At 74.1% G+C, this 21,731-nt stretch carries 19 protein-coding genes and 1 pseudogene; 17 read left to right on the forward strand and 3 right to left on the reverse strand.

Translation table 11 applies throughout. The features are described 5' to 3' along the window. The first annotated feature begins 213 nt into the window (after positions 1–213). From I4I78_RS13890 to I4I78_RS13910, 5 genes are all read left to right on the forward strand, one after another. Positions 214–981 (forward strand): prepilin peptidase, encoded by a 768-nt coding sequence (locus tag I4I78_RS13890; RefSeq protein WP_218611719.1) that lies wholly within the window; start codon positions 214–216, stop codon positions 979–981. Positions 982–994: 13 nt separating this feature from the next. Continuing rightward, positions 995–2,185, forward strand: a complete 1,191-nt coding sequence (gene aroC / locus I4I78_RS13895; RefSeq protein WP_218611720.1) for a chorismate synthase — start codon at positions 995–997, stop codon at positions 2,183–2,185. After that, positions 2,182–2,862: a shikimate kinase gene (locus I4I78_RS13900; protein WP_308252095.1), complete on the forward strand. Its 681-nt coding sequence runs from the start codon at positions 2,182–2,184 to the stop codon at positions 2,860–2,862. Before aroC ends, I4I78_RS13900 begins: the two co-directional genes overlap by 4 nt. After that, on the forward strand, positions 2,859–3,983 hold the full coding sequence (gene aroB, locus I4I78_RS13905) for a 3-dehydroquinate synthase (protein WP_308252096.1): 1,125 nt from the start codon (positions 2,859–2,861) through the stop codon (positions 3,981–3,983). The genes I4I78_RS13900 and aroB overlap by 4 nt, the downstream gene beginning before the upstream one ends. 76 nt (positions 3,984–4,059) lie before the next feature. Beyond that, entirely contained in the window at positions 4,060–5,877 is a 1,818-nt protein-coding gene (locus I4I78_RS13910; protein WP_308252097.1) for an MFS transporter, read from the forward strand. Positions 5,878–5,931: 54 nt separating this feature from the next. Here I4I78_RS13910 and I4I78_RS13915 read toward each other — a convergent pair whose 3' ends face one another. Further along, positions 5,932–6,654 carry an MBL fold metallo-hydrolase gene (locus tag I4I78_RS13915; protein ID WP_218611721.1) on the reverse strand — a complete coding sequence of 241 codons (723 nt, stop codon included), beginning with the start codon at positions 6,652–6,654 and terminating at the stop codon, positions 5,932–5,934. Positions 6,655–6,711: 57 nt separating this feature from the next. On the opposite strand from I4I78_RS13915, the gene I4I78_RS13920 reads away from it, so the two are divergent. Next, positions 6,712–7,791, forward strand: coding sequence for a Xaa-Pro peptidase family protein (locus I4I78_RS13920; protein WP_218611722.1), 1,080 nt, complete (start codon positions 6,712–6,714; stop codon positions 7,789–7,791). On the opposite strand, the gene I4I78_RS13925 is transcribed toward I4I78_RS13920, so the two are convergent. Continuing rightward, the gene (locus I4I78_RS13925) at positions 7,788–8,387 is read right to left on the reverse strand and encodes a TetR/AcrR family transcriptional regulator (protein WP_218611723.1); all 600 of its coding nucleotides are present in this window, start codon (positions 8,385–8,387) and stop codon (positions 7,788–7,790) included. The two genes, I4I78_RS13920 and I4I78_RS13925, sit on opposite strands and share 4 nt — an antisense overlap. A gap of 117 nt (positions 8,388–8,504) precedes the next feature. Between I4I78_RS13925 and I4I78_RS13930 the strand changes: the two genes are divergently transcribed. The 3 genes from I4I78_RS13930 to nusB all read left to right on the forward strand — a co-directional run bounded on the left by I4I78_RS13930 (position 8,505) and on the right by nusB (position 10,798). Continuing rightward, complete coding sequence (locus I4I78_RS13930; protein WP_218611724.1) at positions 8,505–9,548, forward strand: hypothetical protein; 1,044 nt, start codon at positions 8,505–8,507, stop codon at positions 9,546–9,548. A 268-nt stretch (positions 9,549–9,816) separates the two neighbouring features. Then, entirely contained in the window at positions 9,817–10,374 is a 558-nt protein-coding gene (gene efp, locus I4I78_RS13935) for an elongation factor P (protein ID WP_218611725.1), read from the forward strand. A gap of 1 nt (position 10,375) precedes the next feature. Then, positions 10,376–10,798 (forward strand): transcription antitermination factor NusB, encoded by a 423-nt coding sequence (nusB, locus tag I4I78_RS13940; RefSeq protein ID WP_218611726.1) that lies wholly within the window; start codon positions 10,376–10,378, stop codon positions 10,796–10,798. Positions 10,799–10,872: 74 nt separating this feature from the next. On the opposite strand, the gene I4I78_RS13945 is transcribed toward nusB, so the two are convergent. Beyond that, positions 10,873–11,361 (reverse strand): transcriptional regulator, encoded by a 489-nt coding sequence (locus tag I4I78_RS13945; protein WP_218611727.1) that lies wholly within the window; start codon positions 11,359–11,361, stop codon positions 10,873–10,875. 552 nt (positions 11,362–11,913) lie between these two features. On the opposite strand from I4I78_RS13945, the gene pyrR reads away from it, so the two are divergent. The 8 genes and pseudogenes from pyrR to gmk form a co-directional block, all read left to right on the forward strand. Further along, positions 11,914–12,579 carry a bifunctional pyr operon transcriptional regulator/uracil phosphoribosyltransferase PyrR gene (gene pyrR, locus I4I78_RS13950; protein WP_218611728.1) on the forward strand — a complete coding sequence of 222 codons (666 nt, stop codon included), beginning with the start codon at positions 11,914–11,916 and terminating at the stop codon, positions 12,577–12,579. Continuing rightward, positions 12,576–13,520: an aspartate carbamoyltransferase catalytic subunit gene (locus I4I78_RS13955; protein WP_218611729.1), complete on the forward strand. Its 945-nt coding sequence runs from the start codon at positions 12,576–12,578 to the stop codon at positions 13,518–13,520. Before pyrR ends, I4I78_RS13955 begins: the two co-directional genes overlap by 4 nt. A gap of 11 nt (positions 13,521–13,531) precedes the next feature. Beyond that, positions 13,532–14,824, forward strand: coding sequence for a dihydroorotase (locus tag I4I78_RS13960; protein ID WP_218611730.1), 1,293 nt, complete (start codon positions 13,532–13,534; stop codon positions 14,822–14,824). Next, positions 14,821–15,933: pseudogene (carA, locus tag I4I78_RS13965) on the forward strand (glutamine-hydrolyzing carbamoyl-phosphate synthase small subunit); the annotation flags it as partial. The gene I4I78_RS13960 and the pseudogene carA, both read left to right, overlap by 4 nt. A gap of 422 nt (positions 15,934–16,355) precedes the next feature. Then, a complete protein-coding gene (gene carB, locus I4I78_RS13970; protein WP_218611732.1) occupies positions 16,356–19,700 on the forward strand; it encodes a carbamoyl-phosphate synthase large subunit in 3,345 nt (1,114 codons plus the stop codon). Then, positions 19,697–20,563, forward strand: a complete 867-nt coding sequence (gene pyrF, locus I4I78_RS13975; RefSeq protein ID WP_218611733.1) for an orotidine-5'-phosphate decarboxylase — start codon at positions 19,697–19,699, stop codon at positions 20,561–20,563. The genes carB and pyrF overlap by 4 nt, the downstream gene beginning before the upstream one ends. 332 nt (positions 20,564–20,895) lie before the next feature. Then, positions 20,896–21,210, forward strand: coding sequence for an integration host factor, actinobacterial type (gene mihF, locus I4I78_RS13980; RefSeq protein ID WP_218611734.1), 315 nt, complete (start codon positions 20,896–20,898; stop codon positions 21,208–21,210). Between the two features lie 11 nt (positions 21,211–21,221). Beyond that, positions 21,222–21,731, forward strand: a 510-nt coding sequence (gene gmk, locus I4I78_RS13985; protein WP_308252098.1) for a guanylate kinase, incomplete at its 3' end; no start/stop codon positions are given.

The following is a 21,731-nucleotide window of genomic DNA, read 5'->3' on the forward strand; positions in this document are numbered from 1 at the left end:
CCCGCTGCTCCGCCCGACGAGCGGCACGGTCGTCGGAACCTTTCCGACGAGAGCGCCGGTCGTGGCTGGGGGGCGGGGTAGCGGTGCGCCTCGTAGGACCGTTCGCCACAGTGGGCTGCGCCGTTCGCGCGGGCTCGGTCCACAACCCGGCGCGTCCGTCCCCAGATCTCGGATCGGCCCTGCGGCACCCCGCGGGGGCCGGAGGATCGGCGCATGGAACGACACCTGGTCTCCGTGCTCACCGCCGCTACGCCGCTCGGGTCCCCTGCGCCGTTCGGGCCGGCCACGCCGTTCGGTCTGGCCGCGCCGCTCGGGTCGGGCGCGCCGTTCGGAACAGTCGTCGTGCTGACCGTCGCGGCCGCGGCGGCCGGTGCCGCTGCCGGGGCGCTGACCCGGCGATGGCTGGCCGGGTTGCGGCGCGGTGCCGACGTGCCGTCACCGTGGTGCGAGCTGGCGACGGCGCTGCTCTGGTCGGTGCCCGTGCTGTGGTGGTCGCTCGGCGCGCTCCCGGGTGTCCTGGTGCCGTTGCTGCTCGGCCTGGGATGGCTGGGCGTGGCCGGGTCCGCGGTGGATCTGCGCCACCGCCGGCTGCCGAACGCCCTGACCCTGCCCGCGTTGCCGCTGGTGCTGGCCCTGCTCGTGCCGCTCGGCGCGGACGCGGTGCTGCGCGGGGTCGCCGGGGCGGCGCTGCTCGCGGCGGCGCACGCGGTCGTGCACCTGGTGGCACCGGCCGCGATGGGGGCCGGTGACGTGAAGCTCGCGGCGCCGGTGGGCGCGGCCCTGGCCGGGCCGTCCTGGGCCGCGCTCCCGGCCGGGGCGGCGCTCGCGCTCGTCCTGACCGGCCTGCTGGCGGCGGCCGGTCTGGCCGGGCGGCGGTGGGATCGCTGCGCGTCGGTGCCGCACGGGCCGTCGATGCTGGCCGCGGCCTGGGCCGTGGTCTTGTTCGCGGCGGGTTCGGCAGGCCTGGCCGGTACCGGGTGAGAGGATGGACGCCGTGCTGCGATGGATCACTGCCGGGGAGTCCCACGGTCCCGCGCTGGTGGCCGTGCTGGAGGGCATGGTCGCCGGTGTCGAGATCACCACGAAGGAGCTCAACGCCGAGCTCGAGCGCCGCAAGCTCGGCCACGGCCGCAGCCCGCGGATGTCGTTCGAGGCCGACGAGCTCGAGGTGATCGGCGGCCTGCGACACGGGATCACCCAGGGCGGGCCGTTCGCGGTGCGGATCGGCAACACCGAGTGGCCCAAGTGGGAGACGGTGATGGCCGCCGACCCGGTCGACGACGAGCTGATCGCCAACCGGGCACGCAACGCCCCGCTGACCCGACCGCGGCCCGGGCACGCCGACCTGGCCGGGATGACCAAGTACGGCTTCGACGACGCCCGACCGGTCCTGGAGCGCGCCAGCGCCCGGGAGACGGCCTCGCGGGTGGTGTTGGGGACGGTGGCCAAGGCCTTCCTCAAGCAGGCCTTCGGCGTCGACGTCGTGTCGCACGTGGTGGCGATCGGCGCCGTCGACGCGCCCGACGACGGCCCGGTGCCCGGCCCCGGTGACTCCGAGCGGGTCGACGCGAGCCCGGTGCGGGCGTTCACCGAAGACGCGTCCGCCGCGATGATGGCCGAGATCGACGCCGCGCACGACGACGGCGACACCCTGGGCGGGGTGATCGAGGTGATCGCCTACGGGATGCCGGTCGGTGTCGGCTCCTACGTCCAGGCCGACCGGCGCCTCGACGCCCGCCTGGCCGGTGCGCTGATGGGCGTGCAGGCGATGAAGGGCGTCGAGATCGGCGACGGGTTCCGCACCGCGCACCGCCGCGGCAGCGCGGCGCACGACGAGATGGTGCCCGGTGATCCGGTGCAGCGGCTGTCCAACCGGGCCGGGGGGATCGAGGGCGGCATGACCAACGGCGAGCCGGTCCGGGTCCGGATCGCGATGAAGCCGATCTCGACGGTGCCCAGGGCGCTGCGCACGATCGACACCGCCACCGGCGAGGAGGCGGTCGCGATCCACCAGCGCTCGGATGCGTGCGCGGTGCCGCGGGCCGGCGTCGTCGTGGAGTCGGTGACGGCGCTCGTACTGGCCCAGGCGGCCCTGGAGAAGTTCGGCGGCGACTCGATCGCCGAGACCCGGCGCAACCTCGCGAGCTACCTCGAGGCCTCCGCCGGGACGCGGGTGGCGCCGTGAACGCCGCCGCGCAGGACGGCGCCACCGGCCGGGGCCCGGACCCCGACGGCCGGCCGTTCGTGGTCGTCGTCGGGCCGCCCGGGTCCGGCAAGTCGACGATCGGCAAGCTGCTTGCCCGGCGGCTCGGGCTGAGCTTCGCCGACACCGACGCGGTGATCGTGGAGCGGATCGGGCGCCCGATCGCCGACATGTTCACCACCGACGGCGAGGACGCGTTCCGGGCGCTGGAGCGCGAGGTCGTCGCCGAGGCGCTGCGCGCGGGACACGGTGTGCTCGCACTCGGTGGCGGATCCGTGCTCGCCGACGCGACCCGGGAGATCCTGCGGGAGCACCGGGTACTGGCCCTGGACGTCAACGTGGCCGACGGCATGCGCCGCACCGGGATGTCGACCGCGCGGCCGTTGCTGGCCGGGGTCAACCCGCGGGCGACGTTCCGCACGCTGCTCGACGCCCGCGCCGCGCTCTACCGCGAGGTCGCCACCGTGCAGGTCGACACGTCGCGCCGGAGCCCGAACCAGGTCGTGGCTTCGGTGCTGGCCGCGCTCGGGGAGGCCCCGGCCGGGGAGCCGCCCGCCTCGCCGGACGCGCCCGACCCGCTGGACCGGCCCACCGTCCGCGACGACGCCCCACTGCCGCATCCCGGCATCGGCGCGCCCGGCCCGTCGGAGGCCTCGTGAGCGCCGCAGCCGGCCCCGCCGCGGGGCAGGGGCCGGGGACGGCCGCCGGGGCGACCCGGATCGACGTCGCCGCCGAGCGGCCCTACCCGGTGTGGGTCGGGCACGGCGTCGCGGACCGGCTGGGCGGGACCGTCACCGGCCTCGGGGCCCGGTCGGCGCTGCTCGTGCACCCGCCGACGCTGCTCGGGCGTGCGGAGGCCGCGCGGGCCGAGCTGGCCGCGGCCGGGGTGGCCGCGCACCGCGTGCAGGTCGCCGACGCCGAGGAGGGCAAGTCCCTCGACGGACTCGCCCAGTGCTGGCAGGCGTGCGCCGACGCCGGGCTCACCCGCTCCGACGTCGTCGTCGGTTTCGGCGGGGGAGCGGTCACCGACCTCGCCGGGTTCGTGGCCGCCACCTGGATGCGCGGGGTGGCGGTGGTGCACGTGCCGACCACGTTGCTGGCGATGGTCGACGCCGCGGTCGGCGGCAAGACCGGGATCAACACCGCGGCCGGGAAGAACCTGGTCGGGGCGTTCCACGAGCCGTCGGCGGTGCTGGTCGACCTGGACACGCTGCGCACCCTGCCCGAGGCCGAGCTCGTCGCCGGGTCCGCGGAGATCCTCAAGACCGGGTTCATCGCCGACCCGGTGATCCTGGACCTGGTCGAGGCCGACCCGGTCGCCGCGCTGGACGCGTCCGGCCCGGTGCTGGCCGAGCTGGTGCAGCGGTCGATCCGGGTCAAAGCCGAGGTCGTCGGCGCGGACCTGCGCGAGTCGCACCTGCGCGAGATCCTCAACTACGGCCACACGCTCGGGCACGCCGTCGAGCGCCGGGAGGGCTACCGCTGGCGCCACGGCAGCGCGGTCAGCGTCGGACTGGTGTTCGCCGCCGAGCTCGCCCGCGCCGCGGGACGCCTCGACGACGCCACCAGCGACCGGCACCGCGCCGTCCTGGACTCGGTGGGCCTGCCCGTGTCCTACGTCCCCGGTGTGCTCCCGGAGCTGGTGGAGACGATGAAGGGGGACAAGAAGTCCCGGGCCGGGATGCTGCGCTTCGTCGTCCTCGACGGCCTGGCGCGGCCCGGCCGGCTGGAGGACCCGTCCGCGGAGCTGCTCGAACGGGCCTACTCGGCGATCGTCTGAGCGTTTCGTACCGATCCGGCCGGTGACCGGGGGGCGTCGACGTGCCCGCGGGCGGCGGACGGGCGACGATGCGCCGGTGACGTCCTCCACCACACCCGACCCGCGCCGCTGGAGCGCCCTGGCCGTCTGCCTGATCGCCGGGTTCATGACCCTGCTCGACGTGAGCATCGTCAACGTCGCGCTGCCGGCGATGCAGTCCGGACTCGGCGCGTCGGCGGCCGAGCTGTCCTGGGTCGTGTCGGGCTACGCGCTGACGTTCGGCCTGGTGCTGGTGTCCTCGGGCCGGCTCGGCGACGACCGCGGCCGTCGCCGGATGTTCCTGATCTCGCTGGCCCTGTTCACCCTGACCAGCGCACTGGCCGGGCTGGCGACCGACCCCACCTGGCTGGTCGTCGCGCGGCTGCTGCAGGGGGCCGCGGGCGGGATGCTCAACCCACAGGTGATCGGGTTCATCCAGCAGCTGTTCCAGGGTCCCGAGCGCGGCCGCGCCTTCGGGCTCTTCGGCGCCGTGATCGGGGTGTCCACCGCCGTCGGGCCGCTGCTCGGCGGGCTGTTGCTGCAGTGGGCCGGCACCGACGACGGCTGGCGCTGGGTGTTCTACGTCAACGTGCCGATCGGCGTCGCCGGTCTCGTGCTCGGGGCCCGGTTGCTGCCCCGCGACGAGGCCCGCGGCGCCTCGCGTCCGCTCGACGCGGTCGGCGCGCTGCTGCTCGGCCTGGCCGTGGTGGCGTTGATGTTGCCGCTGGTGCTCTCCGAACGGGACCCCGCGGCGGCGCCCTGGTGGCTGCTCGGCGTGGCCGCGGTCCTGATGGTGGCGTTCGTGGTGTGGGAGCGGCGGGCACGGGCGACGCACGGGCACCCGCTGGTGGACTTCGGTCTGCTGCGTACCCGCAGCTACGCGATGGGCACCTCGGTGGGCCTGCTCTACTTCGCCGGCTTCACGTCGATCTTCTTCGTGCTCACGCTGTACCTGCAGCAGGGCCTGGACTACACGCCGCTGCAGGCGGGCCTGGCGCTGACGCCGTTCGCGGTCGGCTCCGCCGTCTCCTCCGCGGTCGGGGGCCGCGTGGTGGCGCGGTTCGGCCAGCCGCTCGTCGTCGGCGGTCTGGTGGTGGTCGCCGCCGGGCTGGTGGCGACCGACCTGGTGCTGCGCACCGGGCCGGAGCAGGTCGGCTGGGCGATCGCGGGGCCGCTGCTGGTGGCCGGCCTGGGCAGCGGGCTGGTGATCGCGCCGAACCAGACGCTGGCCCTGCAGGACGTGCCGGCGCGCGAGGGCGGGACGGCCGCCGGTGTGCTGCAGACCGGCCAGCGGATCGGCTCGGCGGTCGGGATCTCGGCGGTCGGAGCGGTGTTCTTCGGCCGGTTGGCCGCCGACCGGGGCGACTGGACCAGCGCGATCTCGACCGGACTCGTCGTCACCGTGGGTCTGGTCGTCCTGGCCCTGCTGGTGGGTGTGGCGGACCTGGTCGCGGGGCGCCGCCCGTCCGGCGGCGACCCGGGGGCGCGCAGGGGCGGCGCCGGCGGCGCCGGGCAGTCGTCGGGTGACGGCGCCGGCACCGATGCCGCGGAACCGTCCGGGCAGTACCCGGCCGGGCAGTCCTCGGGCGGGCCCACCGCCCGCGCCGTGCGGGGGCGCGTCCTCGACGACCGGGGCGCACCGCTGCCCGGCGCGGTCGCCACACTGATCGACACCCAGGGGCGCCAGGTGGGCCGGGCCCGGTGCGGACCGGACGGCCACTACGACCTCGTCGCGGCGTCGGGCACGAGCCACCAGCTCGTCATCGGCGCGTCCGGCTGCCATCCGGAGGGACGCCGGGTGACCCTCGACCCGTCGTCGGCGGCGACGGCGGTACCCGACACGGTCCTGCGCCGGCAGGCGCCGGTCGGGCACTGAGACCGGCCCGCTCACTTCCCTAACGCGGCCCGCTCGGTTACCGAACCCGGCTGCTCAGTTGCCGAACGCGGCGCGGAACTGCTCGGCCGAGGTGGCGCGGTAGACCATGTTGCTGCGCTGCACGTCGTCCAGCGGGGCGCTGGGGGCGTCGGAGTAGCGGTGCCCGGGGTAGACCGTCGGGTTGCCGGACAGCCCGGCCAGGTGCTGCAGGCTGCGGTACATCGCGTCCACGTCGCCGCCGGGGAAGTCGGTGCGCCCGCACCCCTGCAGGAACAGCGTGTCCCCGGCGACCAGGCGCGGGCCGTCCGGCGCGTCGAGCAGGAAGCACTGGCTGCCCGGTGTGTGTCCGGGGGTGTGCAGCAGCCGGATCGGCACCGAGCCGACCTGGACGACGTCGTCGTGGTCGTGCGGGGTGAGGTCGGTCGCGGACAGGCCGGTCACCCGCGTCACCCAGTCCGACTCGTCCCGCTGCACGTGCACCGGCACCGGCGACTTCCCGAGCAGCTCGGCCAGACCGACCAGGTCGAAGCCCATCATCGAGCCGCCGACGTGGTCGGGGTGGTGGTGGGTGGCCAGCACGCCGGTCAGGCGCATGCCGTCGGCGTCCAGGGTGGCCAGCAGGTCGTCCGGGGAGTAGGCGGGATCGACCACGACCGCCTCGCCGGTGGCGCGGTCGCCGATCAGGTACGAGAAGTTGACCATCTGGGTGGCCACCGGGTCGCCGACCGCGTAGTCCTTCCCGGACAGCAGCTGACGGAAGTACAGGCCCTCGCTCATGCGGGCAGCCTAATGGGACGCCGCCGGTGCCCGGGCCGGTCGCCTAGTGTCCACGGCATGGCGGCACCCGAGCGACGAGATGCCCTGCGCGTGCTCCTGCGCGCCGACGGACTCGACGCGGTGCTGGTCACCGACCTGGTCGGTGTCCGGTACCTGAGCGGGTTCACCGGCTCGAACGCCGCGCTCGTGGTGTCCGCGGCGGGCCCGGACGGCGACGTGTTCTGCACCGACGGCCGCTACACCACCCAGGCCGCGGCCGAGGTCGGCGACGTCCGCACGGTGGTCGCGCGCGCCTGCGCCGCGGAGACGGCGCGCGCCGTGGCGCCCGGCACCGTGCTCGGATTCGAGTCCGACGACCTGACCGTGGACGCGCACGCCGCCCTGGTCGCGGCCGCACCCGGACGGCATCTGCGCCCCGCCCCCGGTCTGGTCGCCCGGCTGCGGACGGTCAAGGACGCCGACGAGGTCGAGGCCGTCGGCGCGGCGTGCGCGGTCGCCGACGAGGCGCTGGCCGGGCTGCTCGCCGACGGCGGTCTCGCGGCCGGGCGCAGCGAGCTGGAGGTGGCACTGGACCTGGAGACCCGGATGCGGCGCCTCGGCGCCGCCGGGCCGGCGTTCGACACCATCCTCGCGGCCGGGGCGCACTCGGCGATCCCGCACCACCGGCCGACCGGTACCGAGCTGCGCCGCGGTGACCTGGTGAAGTTGGACTTCGGCGCGCTGGTGCGCGGCTACCACTCGGACATGACCCGCACGTTCGTGCTCGGCCCGCCCGCGGACTGGCAGCGTGAGCTCTACGACCTGGTCGCGGCCGCGCACCGGGCCGGCTGCGACGCGCTGGCCCCGGACGTCGAGACCCGCGCCGTGGACGCCGCGTCCCGGGACGTGATCGTCGAGGCCGGGTTCGGCGAACAGTTCGTGCACGGGCTGGGCCACGGGGTCGGGCTGCAGATCCACGAGCCGCCCTGGCTGTCCGCGCGCAGCAACGAGACGGTCGCCGCCGGCCAGGTCCTCACCGTCGAGCCCGGGGTGTACCTGGAGGGTCGCGGAGGCGTCCGGATCGAGGACACCCTCGTCGTCGGTGCGGACGGGGCGCGGCCGCTGACGGCGACGGCCCGCGAGCTCGTCGAGCTCTAGCCGCGGGCACGGACCAGGGGCAGGTACACCTGGTCGAGGATCTCGACCAGGACGTCGTCCGGGACGACCGGGACGCCGCGCATGACGAACTCGTTGCGCACCAGCACGATCGCCACGGTGGCCACGCGCGGGTGCAGGGACTCCGGGCGCACCTCTCCGCGGGCCACGGCGCGGCCCAGGACGGTCAGCCACTGCGCGGCACCGTCGTCGCGCGGATCCTCGCGCAGCCGGGCGAGCAGCTCCGGGGCTCCTCCGACGGCGGCGAGCAGGTCGCGCAGGATGGCGCCGAGCGGTGAGCTCCAGTGCCGGTTCGCGCGGCGCAGCAGCTCCAGCACGTCCTCGCGCAGGTCTCCGGTGTCCGGCGGCTCCACCGACGTGGCCAGCAGGCGGTAGGCCTCGATGCCGAGCGCGGCGCGGTTCGGCCACCTCCGGTAGATCGAGTTCTTGTTCGTGCCGGCCCGCTGCGCCACCCGGTCCATCGTCAGCCCGGGGTAGCCGGACTCGGTGAGCTCGTCGGCGGCGGCGCGCAGGATGGCGTGCTCCAGGTCCGGCCCGCGCCGCCGCGTCCGGGTGCCCGCGGGGTCCTCGGTGGCCATGCCGACCTCCTCGTCGTGAGGAACGGATCGTACCGTTGCGAAGATCCGTCGAGTAGCCTAGCTTCTGATTTAAGGTACATAAAGTACCGTATTGCTCCGGTGGGAGGCGACGGGTCGATGAGGGTGAACGGGATCAACTACGACGCGGGTTTCGTCCACCGGGGGGTGAGCACCCACGAGCACTTCGACCCGGCCGTCGTGGCCCGCGAGATGCGCATCATCCGGCAGGACCTGCACTGCACGGCCGTACGGATCACCGGAGGTGACCCGGACCGCCTCGAGGCCGCCGCGGTCTGCGCCGCGGACGCCGGCCTGCAGGTGTGGTTCTGCCCGTTCGTCTGCGACCTGACCGCCGAGGAGACGCTCGCTCTCGTCGCGGACTGCGCCGGTCGCGCCGAGCGGCTGCGGGCCGGGGGAGCCGACGTCGTGTTCCTCACCGGCTCCGAGCTGAGCCTGTTCGTCGGCGGGTTCCTGCCCGGCGACACGTTCCTCGACCGCGCGGCGCTGCTGCGCGCCCCGGATGCGGCCCGGCTCCGGGAGTGCTTCGCGACGCTCCCGGAGCGGTTCAACGCCTTCCTCGGCCGGGCCGCGGCACTGGCCCGGGAGCGCTTCGGCGGACCGATCAGCTACGCCTCGCTGCCGTTCGAACGGGTCGACTGGGCGCTCTTCGACATCGTCTCGACCGACGCCGGCTACCGCTCCACCGAGAGCGAGGACGAGTTCCGGGCCGGGATCCGTGCCCTGACCGCGCAGGGCAAGCCGGTCGCGATCACCGAGTTCGGCTGCGCGACGCACGTGGGTGCCGCGCGCAAGGGCGGACGCGGCACGGAGATCGTCGAGAGCGAAGGTGGCCGGGTCACCCGGCTCGACGGCGACTACGTCCGCGACGAGCGCGAGCAGGCCGGCTACCTGCGCGAGCAGTGCGACGTGTTCGACCAGGAGGGCGTGTACGCCGCCTTCGTCTACACGTTCGCGAACTACCACCTGCCGCACCGGCCGGACTCCCGCGAGGACCTCGACATGGCCGCACTCGGGATCGTCACCGTGTTCGAGGACGGCCGCGGGCGGACCTACCCGGACATGGCGTGGGAGCCGAAGCTCGCGTTCGCCGCGCTCGCCGACCGGTACCGCCGGGCCGCCGCCGCGGGCGGTACCGGGTAGCCAGGGCCCCACCGCGACCGCCGTGCGGCGGGCGCGGTGGCGTGCGTGGCGTCGCGTGATCCGGCCGGCCGGACGGGTTCACGTCGGGCCCGCAGACCGCACCGGTACGCTGGGCGTACTCGTGCGCACCGCCCGTGGCGGCGGCGCACCCGGTCCGGCCGCGACCGGAGCCGTCCCCGCCGGGGGTCACCCGGGGGACCGGCCACCGCGGAGAGGGACCGGCCACGACGACGACGCAGCACCCCGACCCGAGCAGGAGAACGCGCACGTGGCTTCGACGAACGACCTGAAGAACGGCCTGGTGCTGAACCTGGACGGCCAGCTGTGGTCGGTCACGGCGTTCCAGCACGTCAAGCCGGGCAAGGGCGGTGCGTTCGTGCGCACCACCCTGAAGAACGTGATGACCGGCAAGGTCGTCGACAAGACGTTCAACGCCGGCAGCAAGGTCGAGACCGCGACGGTGGACCGCCGCGACATGACCTTCCTCTACCGCGACGGCGGCGACTTCGTCTTCATGGACGGCGACACGTTCGACCAGCTCCCGATCCCGGAGAAGACCGTCGGCAGCAGCGCCGACTACCTGCTGGAGAACCAGGTCGCGCAGATCTCGTTCCACGAGGACGCGCCGCTGTTCATCGAGCTGCCCACCTCGGTCGAGCTGGTCATCTCGCACACCGACCCGGGCCTGCAGGGCGACCGCTCCACCGGCGGCACCAAGCCGGCCACCCTGGAGACCGGCGCCGAGATCCAGGTCCCGCTGTTCCTCGAGACCGGTACCCGGGTCAAGGTGGACACGCGCGACGGCCGGTACCTCGGCCGCGTCTGACGTGCGCGCACGAACGAAGGCACGCAAGCGCGCACTGGACATCCTGTTCGAGTCCGAGGCCCGCGGGGATGCCCCTGCCGTGGTACTGGCCCAGCGCCGGGAGACCGACGACGCCCCTCCGGTCTCGGACTACGCCGCGCTGATCGTCGAGGGCGTGACGGCGCACCTGGCCCGGATCGACCAGCTGATCACCGAGCACGCCGAGGGCGACTGGACGGTGGACCGGATGCCCGCGGTGGACCGCACGCTGCTGCGGATCGGGGTCTTCGAGCTGCTGTGGGTCGACGAGATCGACGATCCGGTCGCCATCACCGAGGCCGTCGAGCTGGCCCGGACGCTGTCCACCGACGACAGCCCGCGCTACGTCAACGGCGTGCTCGGCCAGATCTCCGACATCGCCGAACGCCTGCGCGCCACTCTGTAAACCCGCGCGGGCAGCGGGCCGGGTAGCCCTTCCCCAGGTACCCGTGCCCGGCCCGTCCGTGGCCCCGCCGGGCGCTACTCCCGGCTGGCCGGGCGGGCGTCCTGCGGAAGCACACCCCAGTCGATGAGCTGCTCGGTGAGCTCGCCGGGCGACATGTCGTAGATGATCGCCAGCGAGCGCAGGTCCTCGGCGCGGATCGAGAGCACCTTGCCGTTGTAGTCGCCGCGCTGGCTCTGGATGGCCGCGGCGTAGCGGGCCAGCGGGCCCACCTTGTCCGCGGGCAGCTGCTGCAGCCGCTCCAGGTTGATCACGATCTTGGTGGCGGGCTCGCTACCGGAGGGGATGCGCCCCTCGGGCAGGAGCTCGGCCACCGGGACCCCGTAGAAGTCGGCCAGCTCGGCCAGCTTCTGCACGGTCACCGCGCGGTCGCCTCGCTCGTAGGAGCCGACGACGACGGCCTTCCATCGTCCCCCCGACTTCTGCTCGACGCCGTGCAGCGACAGCCCCTGCTGCTGTCGGATGGCCCGGAGTTTTCCTCCGAGGGCCTTGGCGTAGTCGCCCATCTGGCGATCCCCTCATTCCGGTGCTCTGCGTTCGTGTCGACCCGGACGGGGCGAGTCGCGCACTGCGGCGATTCATCCGGGTCGAAAGAGGTGGCGCCGTGCGGGCGAGCCCGTCGTCGCACACCCTCACGTTCATCAATTGATACGGAGAGTAATCCTCCGGGTCCTGTCCGGCGCGGTCAAGCTCGCTCCCCTTCTCGGGGCATTGACGAGCCAATTCCCACACGTTCGGGTCAGTCGCCGCCCCCCGACAGCGGTAGCAGACGGTGCCGTAGCGGGCGTCGAGGGCCGAGCGGGCGACGGCCCGTGACACCGACGCCGCCCGGAACCGGCTAACGCGAACTCCGACCGTCCGGCACCACGGCGGGTCGTCGTGACCGGACCGTGACACCGCGCAGGGACCGCGCAGTCACACCGCGCCGGTGACGGCCGCGGGCGTGGCGTTCGTCGCGTCCGCCCCGTCCGGGGCCTGTCGGGGCGCCCGGAGTTGCTAGGTTGACACCGCACCATCGTCCTTTAAGCCCGTCCGGTGAGGCGGGGAAGGAGCACCTCGTGGCGAACCTCCGCCGCGGGGACGTCGATGCCGGGCAGGACCCCACGCGGGAACTGCTCAGCGCCGCCGACGTCACCCGCACCGTCGCGCGCATCGCGCACCAGATCATCGAGAAGACCGCGTTCTCGCCGGACTCCGCCGACGACGTCGTGCTGATCGGCGTGCCGACCCGCGGGGTGCACCTCGCGCACCGCCTGGCCGCCGCGATCACCGAGTTCACCGGGGCGTCCCCGGCCGTCGGCTCGGTCGACGCCACCCTCTACCGCGACGACCTGCGCCGCGGCCCGGCCCGCGCGCTGGAGGACACGGCCATGCCCGAGGGCGGCGTGGACGGCAGGCTGATCGTGCTCGTCGACGACGTCCTGATGTCCGGGCGCACCACCCGCGCCGCACTCGACGCGCTGCGCGACGAGGGCCGCCCGCGCGCCGTGCAGCTCGCGGTGCTGGTCGACCGCGGGCACCGGGAGCTGCCGATCCGGGCCGACTACGTGGGCAAGAACGTCCCCACCGCGCGCACCGAGCAGATCCTGGTGCTGCTCACCGAGTCCGACGGCCGTGACGGCGTCGCCATCGGCCAGGCCGGACGGACCGGCGGCGACGACGACGCCCCGGCCGCTGCAGAGACCGCAGGAACCGTGGCGACCGACCCGGAGGGAGAGGCGTGAGGCATCTGCTCTCGGTCGCCGACCTGGACGCGACCGCGGCCACGGCGCTGCTCGACACCTCCGACCGGCTGCGCCAGGCGCTGCTCGGACGCGAGGTGCGCAAGCTGCCCACGCTGCGCGGCCGCACCGTGATCACGATGTTCTACGAGAACTCCACCCGGACCCGGGTCTCGTTCGAGATCGCGGGCAAGTGGATGAGCGCCGACACCGTCAACGTCAGCGCGTCCGGCTCCTCGGTGTCGAAGGGGGAGTCCTTGCGCGACACCGCACTGACCCTGTCCTCGATGGGCGCCGACTGCGTGGTCGTGCGGCACCCGGCGTCGGGGGCGGCGCACCGGTTGGCCGGTTGGATGGACCGGGGCAACGAGACCACCGGCACCCACACCAGCATCGTCAACGCCGGCGACGGCACCCACGAGCACCCCACGCAGGCCCTGCTCGACGCCGCGACGCTGCGCGAGCGGCTCGGCGGGATCGCCGGGCGCCGGATCGGGATCGTCGGCGACGTGCTGCACAGCCGGGTCGCCCGGTCCAACGTGCTGCTGCTGGCCACCCTCGGGGCCGAGGTGGTGCTGATCGCGCCGCCGACGCTGCTCCCGGTCGGGGTCGAGCAGTGGCCGTGCCGGGTCGGTCACGAGCTCGACCCGGAGCTGCCCGCCCTGGACGCGGTGATGATGCTGCGGGTACAGGCCGAGCGGATGCACGGCGGCTTCTTCCCGTCGGCGCGCGAGTACGCGATCGGCTACGGCCTGTCCGAGGCCCGCGCCGCGCTGCTGCCCGACGACGCGCCGATCCTGCACCCCGGCCCGATGGTGCGCGGCATGGAGATCGCCCCCGCGGTCGCCGACGCCCCCAGCTCCGCTGTCCTGCAACAGGTGCGCAACGGCGTGCACGTGCGGATGGCCGTCCTCTACCACCTTCTCGCGGGAGCACCGGAATGAGTCGGGACAGCATGAGCAGCCTTCTGATCACGAACGCGCGGCCGTACGGGGAGGACCCGGTCGACGTGCTGGTCACCGACGGCGTCGTCACCTCGATCGGGACCGGTCTGGACGCCCCGTCCGACGCCGACACCCTCGACGCCGGCGGCGCGGTGCTGCTGCCCGGCTTCGTCGACCTGCACGTGCACCTGCGCGAGCCCGGCGGCGAGGAGTCCGAGACGATCGAGACCGGTAGCCACGCCGCGGCGTTGGGCGGGTTCACCGCCGTCTTCGCGATGCCGAACACCGACCCGGTGGCCGACTCGGCCGTCGTCGTCGAGCACGTCCGCCGCCGCGGCGAGGAGATCGGGCTCGTCGACGTGCACCCGGTCGGTGCGGTCACCGTCGGCCTCGGCGGGGAGCGCCTCGCCGAGATGGGCACGATGGCCGCGTCCCGGGCACAGGTCCGGCTGTTCTCCGACGACGGTCGGTGCGTGAACGACCCGCTGATCATGCGCCGAGCACTGGAGTACGCCTCCTCGCTCGGTGTGGTGATCGCCCAGCACGCCGAGGACCACCGGCTCACCGGTGGGGCGCAGGCGCACGAGGGTGCGGTCGCCTCGCGGCTGGGGCTGTCCGGGTGGCCGGCCAGCGCCGAGGAGACGATCGTCGCCCGGGACTGCGCGCTGGCCCGCGACGCGAAGGCCGCGCTGCACGTCTGCCACATCTCCTCGGCGCGCACGATCGACGTGCTGCGCACCGCGAAGGCGGCCGGGGTCCGGGTCTCCGCCGAGGTCACCCCGCACCACCTGCTGCTCACCGACGGCCGGCTGACCGGCTACGACCCGGTGAACAAGGTCAACCCGCCGCTGCGCACGGCCGAGGACACCCGCGCGATGCGCGAGGCGCTGGCCGAGGGCGTGATCGACGTCGTCGCGACCGACCACGCCCCGCACGCCGCGCAGTACAAGGACACCGAGTGGTCCGCGGCCAAGCCCGGCATGCTCGGGCTGCAGACGGCGCTGTCGGTGCTGGTGGAGACGATGGTGGAGCCGGGCCTGCTGGACTGGCACGGTGTGGCGCGGGTGCTCTCCGAGCGCCCGGCCGAGATCGGCGGGCTGCCCGACCAGGGCCGCCCGATCGCCGAGGGCGAGCCGGCGACGTTCGCCCTCGTCGACCCGGACGCCCAGTGGACGGTGCGCGGGGCGGCGCTGGCGAGCAGGGCGGCGAACACGCCGTACGAGGGAATGCGGCTGCCCGGGTCGGTGGTCGCGACGATCCTGCGTGGCCGGATCACGGTGCGGGACGGAAAGGTGCAGGCATGACCGGCAGCAACACGGCACTACTCGTCCTGGAGGACGGGCGGATCTTTCGCGGCGAGTCCTTCGGGGCCGTCGGGGAGTCGCTCGGCGAGGCGGTGTTCACCACCGGCATGACCGGCTACCAGGAGACGCTGACCGACCCGTCCTACCACCGCCAGATCGTGCTGCAGACCGCACCGCAGATCGGCAACACCGGCTGGAACGCCGAGGACGACGAGTCCGCCCGGATCCAGGTCGCGGGCTACGTCGTGCGCGACCCGTCGCGGCGGGCCTCGAACTGGCGCTCCACCGGGTCGCTGTCCGACGCGCTGCGCGACCAGGGCGTCGTCGGGGTCGCCGGGATCGACACCCGGGCCGCGGTGCGCCACCTGCGCGAGCGCGGAGCGATGCGGGCCGGGGTGTTCTCCGGGCCGGCGCTGGCCTCGGACGAGACCCTGGTGGAGCGGGTCCGGCAGAGCCCGCAGATGGAGGGCGCGGACCTCTACGGCGCGGTCACCACGGCCGAGCCCTACGTCGTCCCGGCGGTGGGGGAGCGGCGCTTCGTCGTCGCCGCCCTGGACGTCGGGATCAAGTCCAACACCCCGCGGATGCTGGCCGCGCGCGGCGTCGAGGTGCACGTGCTGCCCGCCGACACCGCGATCGAGGCGATCGACGAGCTGCGCCCGGACGGGTTCTTCCTGGCCAACGGCCCGGGTGACCCGGCCACCGCGGACGGGCCGGTCGCGCTGACCAGGCAGGTGCTCGAGCGCCGGATCCCGCTGTTCGGGATCTGCTTCGGCAACCAGATCTTCGGCCGCGCGCTGGGGCGCGGCACCTACAAGCTGCGCTACGGCCACCGCGGCATCAACATCCCGGTGATCGAGCACGCCACCGGGCGGGTCGCGATCACCTCGCAGAACCACGGCTTCGCCGTGCAGGGCGAGGCGGGCGAGACGTTCCGCACCCCGTTCGGCACCGCGCAGATCACCCACACCTGCCCGAACGACGGCTGCGTCGAGGGCATGGCCGGGACCGACTTCCCGGCGTTCAGCGTGCAGTACCACCCGGAGGCCGCGGCCGGCCCGCACGACGCCGCGGACCTGTTCGACCGGTTCGTCACGCTGATGGCCGAGCACCCGGTCGGCTACGCAGGCGCCGCGGGCCTGCCCCTGCCCGGGGTGGACCAGCCCCTGCGCGAGGCGGACCGGACCGCTCCCGACCACACCCCGGCGGTGACGAACGACGGGAGCCCGTTGCCGGGCCCGGCCGACCCGGACGCCGAGGCCCCCACCGGGCCGTTCCCGGTCGTCGCCCCGCCGGGCGCCGAGCCGGACCCGCTGACCGCGCCGTTCTCCGACGTCGAGGACTCACTCGTCCGCCGCCCCGGTGACGACGACGTCGCGACCGACCCGTCCGCCGTCGACCCGTCCGCCGTTGCGTCCGACGACGGCGGCCCCGGGCGTTCCGGCCCGGTCACCGACCGGCCGTGGCCACCACCGCGACCCGGTGACGAGCACGCCGACCCGACCACGCAGCCCCGGCAGGAGGACCGCTGATGCCCCGCCGCGACGACATCAAGCACGTGATGGTGATCGGCTCCGGTCCGATCGTGATCGGCCAGGCGTGCGAGTTCGACTACTCCGGGACCCAGGCCTGCCGGGTGCTGCAGGCCGAGGGCATCCGCGTCTCGCTGGTCAACTCCAACCCGGCGACGATCATGACCGACCCGGAGTTCGCCGACGCCACCTACGTCGAGCCGATCACCCCGGAGTTCGTGGAGAAGGTGATCGCCGCCGAGCGCGACAACGGCACGCCGGTCACCGCGATCCTCGCCACCCTCGGCGGGCAGACCGCGCTGAACACCGCGATCGCCCTGCACGACAACGGGGTGCTGGAGCGCTACGGCGTCGAGCTGATCGGCGCCGACGTGGAGGCGATCCAGAAGGGCGAGGACCGGCTCAAGTTCAAGGACATCGTCACCGCGGTCGGCGGTGACGTCCCGCGCTCGCAGGTCTGCCACTCCATGGCCGAGGTGCGCGCCGCCGTCGGCGAGCTGGGGCTACCCGTCGTGATCCGCCCGAGCTTCACCATGGGCGGGCTCGGGTCCGGCCTGGCCTACGACGAGGCCGAGCTGGAGCGCCTGGCCGGCCAGGGCCTGGCGGCCTCGCCGGTGACCGAGGTGCTGATCGAGGAGTCGGTGCTCGGGTGGAAGGAGTACGAGCTCGAGCTGATGCGCGACCACCACGACAACGTGGTCGTCGTCTGCTCGATCGAGAACCTCGACCCGATGGGCGTGCACACCGGCGACTCGATCACCGTCGCCCCGGCGATGACCCTGACCGACCGCGAGTACCAGCACATGCGCGACGTCGGGATCGACGTGCTGCGCGCGGTCGGCGTGGAGACCGGCGGCTGCAACATCCAGTTCGCGATCCACCCGGAGACCGGGCGCCTGGTCGTGATCGAGATGAACCCGCGGGTGTCCCGGTCGAGTGCGCTGGCGTCCAAGGCCACCGGCTTCCCGATCGCGAAGATCGCCGCGCGCCTCGCCGTCGGTTACACCCTCGACGAGATCCGCAACGACATCACCGGCGAGACCCCGGCCGCGTTCGAGCCGACGCTGGACTACGTCGTGGTCAAGATCCCGCGGTTCGCGTTCGAGAAGTTCCCCGGCGCGGACCCCCGCCTGACCACCACGATGAAGTCGGTCGGCGAGGCGATGGCCCTGGGCCGCTCGTTCCCGGAGGCGCTCGGCAAGGCCATGCGCTCGATGGAGACGAGCCTCGCCGGGTTCTGGACCCAGCCCGACCCGGAGACCGAGCCGGACGTCGCCACCCCGGTGGACGGGCGGATCTACGACATCGAGCGGGCCCTGCGCGGTGTCAACGGGGCCGGGGGCTCGAGCGTCGCCGACGTGGCCAAGTCCTCAGGTGTGGACCCGTGGTTCGTCGACCAGATCGCGCTGCTCGGCGAGCTGCGCGCCGAGCTCGAGGCCGCTCCGGTGCTCGACGCGGACCTGCTGCGCCGGGCCAAGCGCCACGGCCTCTCGGACCGCCAGCTCGCCGTCGTCCGCTCGGAGTTCGCGGGCGAGGACGGGGTGCGGGCGCTGCGCCACCGCCTGGGCATCCGGCCGGTCTACAAGACCGTCGACACCTGCGCCGCCGAGTTCGCGGCGAAGACGCCGTACCACTACAGCGCCTACGAGACCGATCCGAGCGCCGAGTCGGAGATCGCCCCGCAGACCGAGAAGGACAAGGTGCTGATCCTCGGGTCGGGGCCGAACCGGATCGGGCAGGGCATCGAGTTCGACTACTCCTGCGTGCACGCGGTGATGGCGCTGCGGGCGGCCGGGTTCGAGACCGTGATGGTCAACTGCAACCCGGAGACGGTGTCCACCGACTACGACACCGCGGACCGTCTCTACTTCGAGCCGCTCACGTTCGAGGACGTGCTCGAGGTCGTGCACGCCGAGCAGGCCTCCGGCACGGTGGCCGGGGTGATCGTGCAGCTCGGCGGGCAGACCCCGCTGGGGCTGGCGCAGCGGCTCACCGAGGCCGGCGTCCCGGTGGTCGGGACGAGCGCGGCCGCGATCGACCTGGCCGAGGACCGCGGCGCGTTCGGCGAGGTCCTGGCCAAGGCCGGGCTGCCGGCGCCGGACTTCGGGATGGCCACCTCGTTCGCGCAGGCCCGCGAGATCGCCGCCCGGATCGGCTACCCGGTCCTGGTGCGCCCGTCCTACGTGCTCGGCGGGCGCGGCATGGAGATCGTCTACGACGACGCGACGCTGGCCGGCTACATCGCCCGCGCCACGACCGTGAGCCAGGACCGTCCGGTGATGGTGGACAAGTTCCTCGACGACTCGATCGAGATCGACGTGGACGCCCTGTGCGACGGCGACGAGGTCTTCCTCGGCGGGGTGATGGAGCACATCGAGGAGGCCGGCGTGCACTCCGGCGACTCGTCCTGCACGCTGCCGCCGATCACGCTGGGACGCAGCGTGATCGAGCAGGTACGGCGCTCGACCGAGGCGATCGCGCACGGCGTCGGGGTGCGCGGGCTGCTCAACGTGCAGTACGCGCTGCACGGCGACACGCTCTACGTGATCGAGGCCAACCCACGCGCGAGCCGCACGGTGCCGTTCGTGTCCAAGGCGACGTCGGTGCCGCTGGCCAAGGCCGCCGCCCGGATCATGCTGGGCGCCACGATCGCGCAGCTGCGCACCGAGGGGCTGCTCCCGGCCGTCGGCGACGGCGGCGACCCCGGCCGCGACGCCCCGGTCGCGGTGAAGGAGGCGGTGCTGCCGTTCAACCGGTTCCGCACCCGCGACGGGCACGGCGTCGACCCGCTGCTCGGGCCGGAGATGAAGTCCACCGGCGAGGTGATGGGCTTCGACCGCGCGTTCGGCCCGGCGTTCGCGAAGTCGCAGGCCGCGGCCTACGGCTCGCTGCCGGTCTCCGGGACCGTGTTCGTCTCGATCGCCGACCGGGACAAGCGGGCGATGATGTTCCCGGTGCGCCGCCTGGCCGACATCGGCTTCCAGATCCTGGCCACCGAGGGCACGGCGGAGGTTCTGCGCCGCAACGGGATCGAAGTCACCGTCGCGCGCAAGCACAGCGAGGGCTCCAGCGCGGAGGCTCCGACCATCGTGGACACGATCATCGCCGGGGACGTCGACCTGATCCTGAACACGCCGGTCGGCAACCCGGGCCCCCGGGTGGACGGCTACGAGATCCGCGCCGCCGCGGTGTCCCGCGGGATCCCGTGCATCACCACGGTGCAGGGCGCCGCGGCCGCGGTGCAGGGGATCGAGGCGCTGATCTCCGGCGGGCTGGGCGTGCGGTCGCTGCAGCAGGCGCACGCCGCCCTGCGCGAGCAGCGGGCCGCCGCAGGCACGCCGTGAACGCCCACGCCCCGTTCGGGCGGCGGCTGGTCGAGGCGCTCGACCGGCACGGGCCGTTGTGCGTCGGGATCGACCCGCACCCGTCGCTGCTGGCGGCGTGGGGCCTGGCCGACGACCCGGACGGCCTGGCCGCCTTCGCCGACACCTGCCTGTCCGCGCTGGCCGGGCACGTGTCGTCGGTCAAGCCGCAGTCGGCGTTCTTCGAACGGCACGGCTCGCGCGGGATCGCCGTCCTGGAGCGGCTGCTGGCCGGCCTGGCCGGGACCGGCACGCTCAGCGTGCTCGACGTCAAGCGCGGCGACATCGGGTCGACGATGGACGGCTACGCCGACGCCTACCTGCGGGTGGGTGCACCGCTCGGCGCGGACGCCGTCACGCTCTCGCCCTACCTGGGCTTCGGCTCGCTGGCCCCGGGCCTCGCTGCCGCCGCCGAGGCCGGGCGCGGGGTGTTCGTACTCGCCAGGACGTCGAACCCGGAGGGTGCGCAGGTGCAGCTCGCCCGCACCGGTGAGTCCCCCGGTGCGGGCCCCGGGGAGGGCACCGTCGCGCAGGCGATGGTCGACGCCGCGGCCGCCGCGAACGCCGGAACCTCACCGTTGGGTGAGGTCGGGGTCGTCGTCGGTGCCACCGCCGAGCACGGGCTCGACCTGTCCGCGCTGAACGGGCCGGTGCTGGTGCCCGGCCTGGGCGCGCAGGGCGCGGGCCCGGCCGACGTCGCGGCCCGGTTCCGGGGCGTCGGCGGGGCCGTGCTGCCGGCGGCGGCGAGGTCGGTGCTCGGGGCGGGCCCGGACCCGTCGGCGCTGCGTGGCGCGGCGCTGGCGTTGAGTGACGAGATCGCCACCGTGGGTCGGATCACGGGCTGAGAGCACGCGCCGCGAGGTCGGCGACAGGAGCCGGGCGGCGATTCACACCCCACCGCGACGCCCGGCGGCACGGGCGTGCCCGCCCACGGCGCGCCCGATGCGACGACGGGCCGGATCGGCGAGCCCAGTGGCGGCGGCGGGTACGCGTCGCCGCAAGTGCGCATGATCACTCACGGTCCGGCAAACCCGGTGGTGGGACCCCCATTGGCGCTGCCCGGGAGGTCGTGGGTACGTTCGCTCACGGAGCCGGGGGCGTGCCCGGCGTCGGTCGCCCCCCGCGGACCCGAGCACCACCCACGTCGAGAAGACACCGCACACATCGGAGGAGAACCGTGGCCCTTCCCCAGCTGACCGAGGAACAGCGCGCTGCCGCGCTGGAGAAGGCCGCGGCCGCCCGTCGCGCCCGGGCCGAGCTGAAGGACCGCCTCAAGCGCGGGGGGACGACGCTCGGCGAGGTGCTGACCCAGTCCGACTCCGACGAGGTCCTCGGCAAGATGAAGGTCTCGGCGCTGCTCGAGGCGATGCCCGGCGTCGGCAAGGTCCGTGCCGCCTCGATGATGGAGCGTCTCGAGATCGCCCCCAGCCGTCGGCTGCGCGGCCTCGGCGAGCGCCAGCGCAAGGCGCTGCTGGCCGAGTTCTCGGACTGAGCGCCCCGCCCGTGTCCGGAACCAGCCCGCGTACGCCCGGTCGGAGCTCCGGCCGGCTGCTCGTGCTGGCCGGACCGTCCGGGGTGGGCAAGAGCAAGCTGGTCGCCGGGCTCCGGGAGGCCGTTCCCGGCCTGGTGTTCAGCGTCTCCGCCACCACCCGGGCGCCGCGGGCGGGTGAGGTCGCCGGGCGGGACTACCACTTCGTCGACGGGGCCGGTTTCGACGCGCTGGTCGCCGACGGGAACCTGCTCGAGTGGGCCGAGGTGCACGGCGGCCTGCAGCGCTCGGGCACGCTGCGCGAGCCCGTCGAGCGGGCCCTGGACGCCGGCAGTCCGGTGCTCGTCGAGGTGGACCTGCAGGGGGCGCGCGCGGTGAAGGCGGCGCTGCCGGAGGCGCTGACGGTGTTCATCGCCCCGCCGTCGATCGCGGAGCTCGAACGCCGTCTCACCGACCGCGGGACCGAGTCCCCCGCCCAGCGCGAGCGCCGGTTGCTGACCGCGCGCGAGGAGATGGCCGCCCAG

Origin of the sequence: Pseudonocardia sp. KRD291, from assembly GCF_019263595.1 — a bacterium.
GTDB lineage: Bacteria > Actinomycetota > Actinomycetes > Mycobacteriales > Pseudonocardiaceae > Pseudonocardia.